Annotated in this window: 10 protein-coding genes; all 10 read left to right on the top strand. The window is 60.1% G+C overall.

Translation table 11 applies throughout. The features are described 5' to 3' along the window. Positions 1–327: alpha/beta fold hydrolase (locus IEX64_RS23540; protein WP_373290199.1), on the top strand; the 327-nt coding region annotated here is incomplete at its 5' end. A gap of 95 nt (positions 328–422) precedes the next feature. Beyond that, positions 423–950: a TIGR02444 family protein gene (locus tag IEX64_RS23535; RefSeq protein WP_229710705.1), complete on the top strand. Its 528-nt coding sequence runs from the start codon at positions 423–425 to the stop codon at positions 948–950. A gap of 43 nt (positions 951–993) precedes the next feature. Next, positions 994–1,911 carry an SDR family NAD(P)-dependent oxidoreductase gene (locus tag IEX64_RS23530; RefSeq protein ID WP_024018971.1) on the top strand — a complete coding sequence of 306 codons (918 nt, stop codon included), beginning with the start codon at positions 994–996 and terminating at the stop codon, positions 1,909–1,911. Positions 1,912–1,921: 10 nt separating this feature from the next. Then, positions 1,922–3,091 carry an acyl-CoA dehydrogenase family protein gene (locus IEX64_RS23525; protein WP_188823829.1) on the top strand — a complete coding sequence of 390 codons (1,170 nt, stop codon included), beginning with the start codon at positions 1,922–1,924 and terminating at the stop codon, positions 3,089–3,091. Between the two features lie 108 nt (positions 3,092–3,199). Next, positions 3,200–4,414, top strand: a complete 1,215-nt coding sequence (locus IEX64_RS23520) for a CoA transferase (protein ID WP_188823827.1) — start codon at positions 3,200–3,202, stop codon at positions 4,412–4,414. Beyond that, a complete protein-coding gene (locus IEX64_RS23515) occupies positions 4,411–5,625 on the top strand; it encodes an acetyl-CoA C-acetyltransferase (RefSeq protein ID WP_061939684.1) in 1,215 nt (404 codons plus the stop codon). The genes IEX64_RS23520 and IEX64_RS23515 overlap by 4 nt, the downstream gene beginning before the upstream one ends. 2 nt (positions 5,626–5,627) lie before the next feature. Then, positions 5,628–7,220: an acyl-CoA dehydrogenase family protein gene (locus IEX64_RS23510; RefSeq protein ID WP_188823826.1), complete on the top strand. Its 1,593-nt coding sequence runs from the start codon at positions 5,628–5,630 to the stop codon at positions 7,218–7,220. Next, on the top strand, positions 7,217–8,077 hold the full coding sequence (locus IEX64_RS23505) for an HTD2 family dehydratase (protein ID WP_061939682.1): 861 nt from the start codon (positions 7,217–7,219) through the stop codon (positions 8,075–8,077). Before IEX64_RS23510 ends, IEX64_RS23505 begins: the two co-directional genes overlap by 4 nt. A 22-nt stretch (positions 8,078–8,099) precedes the next feature. Then, on the top strand, positions 8,100–8,975 hold the full coding sequence (locus IEX64_RS23500) for a MaoC/PaaZ C-terminal domain-containing protein (RefSeq protein ID WP_061939680.1): 876 nt from the start codon (positions 8,100–8,102) through the stop codon (positions 8,973–8,975). Then, on the top strand, positions 8,962–9,666 hold a 705-nt coding region (locus IEX64_RS23495; protein WP_188823823.1), incomplete at its 3' end, for an acyl-CoA dehydrogenase family protein. The genes IEX64_RS23500 and IEX64_RS23495, both read left to right, overlap by 14 nt.

The following is a 9,666-nucleotide window of genomic DNA, read 5'->3' as shown; positions in this document are numbered from 1 at the left end:
ATGGAGGAAATCGTCGAGAACCGTTACAAGATCGCCACCGATCCGGGAATCATGAAGACCGCGGTCAAGATGATCGATTCGATGAAGAACGGCATTGAGACGCTCAACATGCCGCCCGAACTGCTGGGCAAAATGCCGCACGAAGTGCTGATCTTCCATGGCCGTCAGGACCGGGTGGTGCCGCTCGACACCAGCCTATACCTGATCCAGCATCTCAAGCATGCCGAACTGTACGTTCTCGACCGTTCGGGCCACTGGTCGCAGCTGGAACGGTGGGATGTCATGCGTCCGATGATGGAAATCCATTTCGGCGCCCGCACGTTCTAGGCGGTTGGCCTCGTTGCATGTCTGGTCAGCATTTTCACCAAGGTCCGCGATTGGGTACTTCGGCACGGTCGGACCAAGGCCCGGCCGTGCCGCCAGTGGGTGATGAAGCTTCAATTCAGGTGGAGCAGCACGCGGCGGCGTTATGGGACTATTCCTTACACATTTATGCCAAGCCGGGCGTGGCAGCTTCCTGCCTTGCCTTGCAGGATCAGCATGGGTGTGACGTCAACACGGTGTTGCTTTGCCTTTGGTTGGCAGGGGCGCGTTGCACCATTCTCGCTGTTTCGGACATCGAGGCCGCGCAGCACTCGGCAGCAACTGCGAATGAACGCTTCGTGCAACCGGTCCGTTCGGTGCGGCGCTGGATGAAGCAGTGGTGCCAATGTACGCCTGAGTCGGAAATTAACGCCGCAGCCTATGCGGCGCTGAAGACGGCAGAGTTGCATGGTGAACGTCTGGTCCAGTCCCAAATGCTCGCTGGGCTGGACCTGGACCAGTTGACCCGTGCCGAGTCGTCCGAAGCAGCAGTCCAGGCAAGCTTTGCCAACTATTGTACCTTGGCGAGCACATCTGGCGGAGTGGCAGAGGAACTGGGTGAGCTTGTTGCCAGAGCCTGGCATTGAGCCAGTCCTGCCTGTCGGGCTAATTGCATTTGAGGAACGGGATATGGATCGGTGCCTGGATGGATCAGTTGTCGCGATCACTGGTGCCGGGCGCGGAATAGGTCGCCAACTGGCGTTGTATTGCGCCGCGCAGGGGGCGGCAATTATCGTCAACGATCCTGGCGTGGCGCAGGCGGGCAACGGCGGCGATACCGCATTCGCTCAGAACACCGCTAACGACATCATCGGTGCCGGGGGCAAAGCGGCGGCCAACTTCGGTAATGTTGCAGATCCGGCGGAGGCGCAGAGCATTATCGAGGATGCGGTACGGAAATTTGGCCGAATCGATGCGGTCGTGAACAATGCAGGCATCTTGCGAGACAGCATCTGGCACAAGATGAGTCACGCGGACTGGACCAGCGTCATCGCGGTCAATCTTACTGGTGTCTTCAACGTTTCCAAGGCCGCCACGCCCTATTTTCGTGAACAGAAGGCGGGCAGTTTCGTTCATTTCACTTCGACGAGCGGTCTGATCGGCAACATCGGGCAGGCGAACTATTCGGCGGCAAAGTTGGCCGTCGTCGCGCTTTCGCAGTCTATCGCGCTCGACATGGCGCGAGTTGGCGTCCGCTCGAACTGCATCGCGCCTTTTGCGTGGAGCCGCATGACCTCGTCAATTCCCGCGACAACGCCTGCCGAACACGAACGTGTCCAACGGTTGCAATCCATGTCGGCAGACAAGATCGCGCCGTTGGTTGCCTATCTGGCATCCGACCTGTCCAAGGACGTGACCAACCAGATTTTCGCGGTTCGCAAGAATGAAATCGCCCTGTTTTGCAAGCCCCGGCCGATCCGGTCGATGACCAAGGTCGAAGGCTGGACGCCGGAGGCAATTGCCCACGAGCTTGTACCTTCGTTTCGCAGCAGCTTCGCGCGCGCCGATGAAGTCTCGGCGCATGTCTTTCCTTATGATCCAATCTGACAGGTAACCGATGAGCAACGCCGGCATGGATGCAGAAGTCTTCGAACAATTCTTGATACAGCTTGAACGCTTCGTGCGCGACCGGCTCATTCCTGTCGAGCGCAAAATTATTGAAACCGACCTCATCCCCGAAAACGTCCTCGAAGCGATGCGCGACATGGGTCTGTTTGGATTGACCATACCGGAAGAGCATGGCGGCGCCGGCATGAACATCAGCCAGTATATCCGCACCATGCACACGCTAAGTTATGCGATGCCGGCATTCCGCTCGATCATCTCGATCAATGTCGGCATGTTCGCCTCAGCCCTCAAGAATGGTGGAACAGAAGCGCAGAAGGCTGCATGGCTGCCGCGCATTGCCGCGGGTGAAATCGCCGCTTTCGGCCTGACCGAACCCGGTTCGGGATCAGATGCGGCGGGTCTGCAGACGACTGCGGTGCCGACCGCCGACGGCTGGCTTCTCAATGGCACCAAGCGATATATTACCAACTCGCCCTTTGCGAAGGTTGGACTGATCATGGCGCGGACGGCCACGGAAAATCTGCCCAAGAACGCCCATATATCGGCATTCATCGTCCCTCTTGACATACCCGGCGTGACGATCTGCAAGTCGGACAGGAAGATGGGCCAGTCGGGTAGCCATATCGCCGATATCGTGCTGGAAGATGTCCACGTTGGCAGCCAGGCTTTGCTCGGCGGCGAACTTGGCAAGGGCTTTGCATTCGCGATGATGAGCCTCGACAACGGCAGGATGTCGGTGGGCGCCGCAGCGACCGCTTATGCCCGCCGGGCGCTGGACAGCGCCATCCGATACGCGACCGAGCGCAAGGCATTCGGCGAGCCGATTGCCAACTTCCAGTTGATCCAGCAGATGCTCGCCCAGAGCGAGATCGAAATCTATGCCGCCGAATGCATGATGGACGATGTCACCCGGCGCGCCGACGCAGGCGAGAACATCTTGCGCAAAGCAGCGGCGTTCAAGGTTTTCGCGACGGAAATGTGCGGCCGGGTGGTTGATGCCTGCGTCCAGATCCACGGCGGTGCCGGCTATCTTGCCGAATACGATGCCGAACGTTTCTTCCGCGATGCGCGCATATATCGGATTTATGAAGGCACGACCCAGATCCTGCAACTCCAGATCGCTAAGCACATGCTGCGCGAATTTGCGGCGGCGAATTGACCTTCGTGGGTTGCACTTCATCCGCAGGCTGCACCATGGGCGGCCAGGGGTTTCATTCCGCCCCGCCCTGGCGCGTGGCCAATTCGCCTGCGGGCCGGATCAAACGCCATGTATAGTTTTCTCGATGGCCTATCGATCATTGAGGCATCGTCATTCGTCGCCTCTCCCACGGCGGGCCTTTATTGCGCGCAATTTGGCGCACAGGTGATACGTGTCGACCAGACTGGCGGCGGCCCCGATTACCGGCGCTGGCCTGTGACGGAGGCGAACGACTCGCTCTATTGGGAGAATCTCAATCGTGCAAAAAAGTCAGTCGCGGTTGATCTTCGCAGGCCTGAGGGGCGTGAAATAGTGCAGGAACTGGTGAGGGCAACCGGCCAGCTCATCACCAATTTTCCGGCGGATGGTTTCCTGTCCCATGCCCTCCTCGCGCAGGGGTGTCCGGATCTTGTCACCTTGCGGATAATGGGGTGGGCCGATGGCTCGCCCGCGCTCGATTACACCATAAACAATGCCGTGGGATACCCTATGCTGACTGGAACCGGCCCCGATCCGGTCAATCATGTCCTGCCCGCGTGGGATCTCATTTCCGGCGCATACGGAGCATTCGCCATGCTTGCCGCGATGCAGTGGCGAAGCACAAGTGGCGAAGGATGCGAGATCCGGCTGCCGTTGTCAGACGTGGCGATCGGCACGGTCGCCAACCTCGGTGGACTTGCAGAAATGCTCTATACGGGCCGGGATCGTCCGCGCCTTGGCAATGCAGTTTATGGCTTGTTCGGTCGCGACTTCACCACGCGCGACGGGGTGCGGACAATGATTGTCGTTGCCACGCATCGCCAGTGGGCCAATTTGCTGGTAGCGCTGGGCCTTTCCGAAGATGTTGCGGCCATCGAACAAGAGCGCGGTGTTTCTTTCGAACAGGATGACGGCCTCCGATATACCTTGCGTGACATGCTCTATCCCTTGTTTGAACGGGCAATCCGTTCGCGTGATTACGCCGATCTGTCCACTGCCTTCGATGCGGGGGGAATCGTCTTTTCGCCCTATCGCAGGATGCTTGATGCGGTTCACGATCCAGCGCTGGTAGCGAACAATCCGATTTTCGGGACGGTGCCAAATCCCAGCGGCTTCGACTATCCCGCCGCGGGCACATTCGCCACCGTTCCTCAAATGCACCGTCGGGAGCCTTGTCCCGCGCCGTACAATGGCCAGCATACCGAAGAAGTCCTGGCGGATCTGCTCTCGCTGCCTGCCGCCGAAATCGCCCGCCTGATCGACGCAGGTATTGTGGGCAACATAGCGAGTGGAGACCCGAAATGACCCTTCGTCGCGCAGCCATTGTCATGCCGATCCGCACTGCGGTGGGCAAGTTTGGCGGCTCTCTTTCGCCGATGACTGCAGGCGAGCTTGGCGCAGTCATCCTCAAGGCCCTGATCGAGCGCACGAAGATCGATCCCGCCCGGGTTGACGATGTCGTGTTCAGTCAGGGATATGGCAACGGCGAGGCGCCGGCCATCGGCCACTGGTCATGGCTGGCTGCCGACCTGCCGCTTGAAGTCCCCGGCTATCAGCTCGACCGGCGCTGCGGTTCGGGGCTGCAGGCGATCGTCAACGCCGCGATGATGGTGCAGACGGGGATGTCCGACGTTGTTGTCGCCGGCGGGGTCGAATCAATGTCCAACGTCGAACATTATTCAACCGACCTTCGCGGGGGCAAGCGTTCCGGCAATATCACCCTTCACGACAGGTTGACGCGCGGACGCCTTATGTCTCAGCCGACGGAGCGTTTTGGTGTTATTTCCGGCATGATCGAAACGGCCGAAAATCTTGCCAGGGATTATGACATCAGCCGGGAACAGGCAGATGCCTATGCCGTGCGCAGCCACCAGCGGGCCGCGGCCGCCTGGGCGAATGGAATGTTCGACGACGAAATCGTGCCGGTTGTGGTGCCGCAAAGAAAGGGCGCGCCTGCCATCTTCGCACACGATGAAGGTTATCGCGGCGACGCGACGATGGCTTCGCTCGGCGCGCTGAAGGCGATTGAGGGCGGCGTCGTGACCGCTGGCAACGCCAGTCAGCAGAACGACGCCGCTGCCGCTTGCCTAGTGGTGGCCGAAGACAAACTCGACGAACTGGGGGTGGAACCGATCGCCTTTTATCATAGCTCGGCCGCGGCGGGCTGTGATCCCAGTCGCATGGGAATTGGTCCCGTTCCTGCAGTGCAACGCTTGTTCGCCCGCAGCGGCCTTGGCTGGGGCGATATTGATCTGGTTGAGCTGAACGAAGCCTTCGCACCGCAAGTCCTGGCGGTTCTGAAAGGATGGGGCTGGTCGGATGACGACGGCCGGAACGAAATCCTCAATGTCAATGGTTCGGGTATATCGCTTGGCCACCCGATCGGTGCAACCGGTGGTCGTATTCTTGCCAACCTTACCCGCGAACTTGTGCGCACGAAAGGCCGCTACGGTCTTGAGACGATGTGCATCGGCGGCGGACAAGGCATCGCCGCAATCTTCGAGCGCGCGGCCTGAAGGTGGCTGATCTGCGCCAGGCCCTGAACGCCGCGAGAGACTATCGCGCCTCGGTCAAGGCAGCGTTGGGCGCGCGCTTGGTGTCCGGAAGGATTGATGAGGAGCAGCGGGCCGCGCACGGCTATGCCTGGGTGGCCACGCTTGTGGCTGCGCTGGAAGCGGTGCTCGAATGGTCCGAGGCCAGGGGCAGCAAGAATGATCTTGACGCCAGGATCGCCATTCTGGCCTTCGCTGAATGCATTGGCCAGATCGGTGGCGGCCTGCCGATGGGCCAGAACGAAATCTTCCGCCCCGGCGACCTCGGACTTGGCAGCGCTGCCCGCACGCTTTTCGACCGGTGCGCGGACCTGCTCGATGTGGACTATGCGGCAACCAGAGGCGAAGTGGCCGCAGCCCTGGCCCAGGGGCAATGGCCAAGCGAGTCGCTCGATGATGCCGAAGCCGACACGATCCGCGAGCAATACCGTCGCTTCACCAATGCTGTCATCGTGCCCCAGGCGCACGGATGGCATCTGGCGAATGACCTGATCCCCGAGGCAGTGATTCAGGCCATGGCCGATCTCGGTACATTCGGAGTCTGCATACCCGAAATCTATGGGGGTCTTGGCCTTGGCAAGCTAAAGATGTGCATCATAACCGAGGAATTGTCGCGCGGCTGGATTGGCGCGGGTTCGCTTGGCACGCGGTCCGAAATCGCCGGCGAACTGATCGGCTTGAACGGCACCGAAGCGCAAAAGGCCTGGTGGCTGCCCAGGATCGCGAGCGGCGAGGTTTTGCCGTCAGCAGCCTTCACCGAACCCGACACCGGATCGGATCTTGGCTCCATTCAAACCCGCGCACGGCACGACGGCGATCACTGGGTCATCAACGGGGCGAAAAACTGGATTACCCATGCCAGCCGATCAGATCTGATGACGATGCTCGTGCGAACATTACCTGAAGCCAGGGGTTACGCCGGGCTGTCGATGTTGCTGGTGCCCAAGCCTCGGGGCACGAGCGATGACGGTTTCCCAGCCCCTGGCATGACCGGAAGCGAGATCGAGGTCCCCGGTTATCGCGGGATGCGCGAATATGCCCTGCAGTTCGATGCCATGACCGCGCCGGCAGACGCCCTGCTGGGCGGCGAGGAGGGGAAAGGGTTCAAGCAGCTCATGCGTACCTTCGAGGGCGCACGCATCCAGACCGCCGCGCGGGCTATCGGCGTCGCGCGGCGGGCCCTCGAACTGGGCCTCGACTATGCCTTGGTTCGCAAGCAATTCGGCAGGGCCATCGTCGGGTTTCCGCGCGTGTCGGACAAGCTGGCGATGAGCCTTGTCGATTTTGTGATGGCGCGTGAACTCTGCTATGCTGCCGCGCGAGCCAGGGATTCGGAAAAGCGCTGCGATATTGAGGCCGGCATGGCAAAGTTGCTTGCCGCTCGCGCCGCCTGGTCGAACGCCGACGCTGCGCTGCAGATCCACGGCGCCAATGGTTATGCCCTTGAATACGAGATCAGTCGCATCCTTTGCGATGCGCGCATCCTCAACATTTTCGAGGGCGCTGCGGAAATTCAGGCTCAGGTGATTGCCCGCGGCCTGACCGGAGATGATTTATGACCACCCAGCCAGACGAACAATGGCAAAGCTGGATCGGTCGTGAAGAATTGCGTCACGACTATCTGGAACTCGCTGCCGCAAGACGGTGGCTGGCGACTTTCGACCGCGTTGCGCCGGCAGATGGCAGCGTGCCGCAAGGCTATCATTGGTGCCTTTGCCTGCCAGACGCGCCAACAGCGGCATTGAGCGTGGATGGCCATCCGGTGCGCGGCGGCGAAAGCAGCTTCATGCCACCACTTCCTCAGTCGCGCCGGATGTGGGCATCGAGCAAGATCGAATTTCTTTCGCCGTTGCTCATCGGTCAGAAGGTGCAGCGCAGATCGCGGATCAATTCCATCGCCGAAAAGCAAGGGGCGACCGGCAAGCTTGTTTTCGTCGAGATAGCACAAGAAACCCGCTGCGAAGGCGAACTCTCCGTTCGCGAAACCCAAGCGATCGTTTATCGGGATCCCATGCCTTTGGGCACCGCAGAGCTGCCAAGGCCGTCTGACATGATCTTCGACGGATCCCGATGGGTTGCGCACCGCGCGCTGGTCCCCTCCGAAACCTTGCTGTTCCGATTTTCGGCGCTGACCTTCAACAGTCACCGGATTCATTATGATCGGGCCTACACCTGCGAAATCGAGGGGTATCGCGGCCTCGTCGTTCACGGTCCGTTGACGGCGACACTGCTGCTGGAACTCGCCCAGCAGCACTTCGGCGACAATGCGCTTCGGTGCTTCGATTGCCGAGCGGTGTCTGCCGCGATCTGCGGCGAGGAACTGCATTTGGCGCTTCGCGCGAACGGCAATAGTGTTCAGTTCGTCGCCCATGCGCGCGATGGCCGTCCGATCATGGTTGCCAGCGCCACCCTTTGACCACCTTCCAGGGAAATTGAAAGTGACAATCGATCCGCAAAAATTGCTCAACTTTCGTATTCCTGCGGTTCGTCAGACCGTCACTCCACGCGATGCTGCATTTTACGCCTTATCGATCGGGATGGGGCGAGATCCTACCGACCTCGCGCAGCTGCCATTCGTGGATCCCCTTCGTGGACCGGTTGCCATGCCCGGCATGGCGCTCGTTCTCGCGAGTCCCGGGTTCTGGCTGGGGCACCCTGATTCCGGTGTAGATCCGGTTTCCGTCCTGCATGCCGGCCAATCCATGGTACTGCTTGGCCCGGTTCCGGCAACTGGCGAAGTCGAAAGCACAACCCGCGTCACCCACATTGTCGACAAAGGCGCGGGCAAGGCCGCGTTGATATTCACCGAAACCAATATCCGCGATGATCGCGGCACCTGCTTTGCCTGTCTTGAACGTACGATCTTCATTCGCGGCGGCGGCGGGTTCGGAGGGGAAGGCGAAGCACCGCGAAGTTCGCCGGTACCCGTGGCGGAAGGCAATGCCGGTCTTGTCATTGACCTGACGACCGGTCCCGAACAGGCCCTGATCTATCGTCTCAATGGAGATCTCAACCCGCTGCACAGCGATCCCGCAATCGCGGCGCGCGCCGGGTACAGGATGCCGATATTGCACGGCTTGGGCACGATGGGCATCATCGTTCACGCCATCCTCCGCGGGCGACTTGGCTACCAGGCCGAGCGCCTGCGCGCAGTGCAACTGCGTTTCGCCGCGCCGGTGTTCCCTGGTGAAACCATCAGAACCGAAATCTGGAATAATGGCGCTTTTCGGGCATCGGTGCTCGAGCGCGACGTCATCGTTGCAGATCAAGGGTTTTTCACAATCTCTCAGGATGAGGGCGATGCAGTTTCTTAGTCCTTTCGAACCTCAACACTTTCACGAAATCCGCGACGGCGTGCGCCGGCTGTGTGAAAAGTTCCCGGGTGAATATTGGCGCAAGCTCGACGCTGATCGCGAATATCCGACCTCCTTTGTGGATGCGTTGACGAGCGCTGGCTATCTTTCGGTGCTCATACCCGAGGAATATGGCGGATCAGGTCTGGGCCTTTCGGCTGCAGTTGCCATCCTTGAGACGATTCAAGCGATGGGTTGCAACGGAGCGGCATGCCATGCCCAGATGTATAACATGGCCATCATCCTCAGACATGGATCGGATGAGCAAAAGCGCCTTTATCTTCCCGCGATCGCAAGCGGCGCACTGCGCTTGCAGGCTTTCGGCGTAACCGAGCCGGGAAGCGGCTCCGATACCACTGCGTTAAGGACGACGGCAGTTCGCGATGGGGACTATTTTGTGGTGAGCGGCCAGAAAATCTGGACCAGTCGCGCCGAACACAGCGATCTCATGCTGCTGCTAGCGCGGACTTCGCCGCGCGATCAAGTGACGAAGAAAACCGACGGTCTTTCCATATTCATCGTCGATATGAATCAGGCTCGCACCGCGGGTTCGCTAACGATCCGGCCTATCCGCACCATGATGAACCATGCCACGACGGAACTTTTCTTCGACAGGATGCGCATCCCGGTCGCCAATCTCTTAGGCAAAGAA

Source organism: Novosphingobium indicum (assembly GCF_014645195.1).
Taxonomy (GTDB): Bacteria; Pseudomonadota; Alphaproteobacteria; order Sphingomonadales; family Sphingomonadaceae; genus Novosphingobium; species Novosphingobium indicum.
Note: the sequence above shows the minus strand (reverse complement) of the source record. Positions and strands in the feature narration are given on the sequence as shown.

What these genes read in the sequence shown, in the direction of transcription:
- IEX64_RS23520 (WP_188823827.1), top strand. Translation starts at nt 3,200, where the DNA reads ATGTATAGTTTTCTCGATGGCCTATCGATCATTGAGGCATCGTCATTC.
- IEX64_RS23525 (WP_188823829.1), top strand. Translation starts at nt 1,922, where the DNA reads ATGAGCAACGCCGGCATGGATGCAGAAGTCTTCGAACAATTCTTGATA.
- IEX64_RS23515 (WP_061939684.1), top strand. Translation starts at nt 4,411, where the DNA reads ATGACCCTTCGTCGCGCAGCCATTGTCATGCCGATCCGCACTGCGGTG.
- IEX64_RS23530 (WP_024018971.1), top strand. Translation starts at nt 994, where the DNA reads ATGGATCGGTGCCTGGATGGATCAGTTGTCGCGATCACTGGTGCCGGG.
- IEX64_RS23505 (WP_061939682.1), top strand. Translation starts at nt 7,217, where the DNA reads ATGACCACCCAGCCAGACGAACAATGGCAAAGCTGGATCGGTCGTGAA.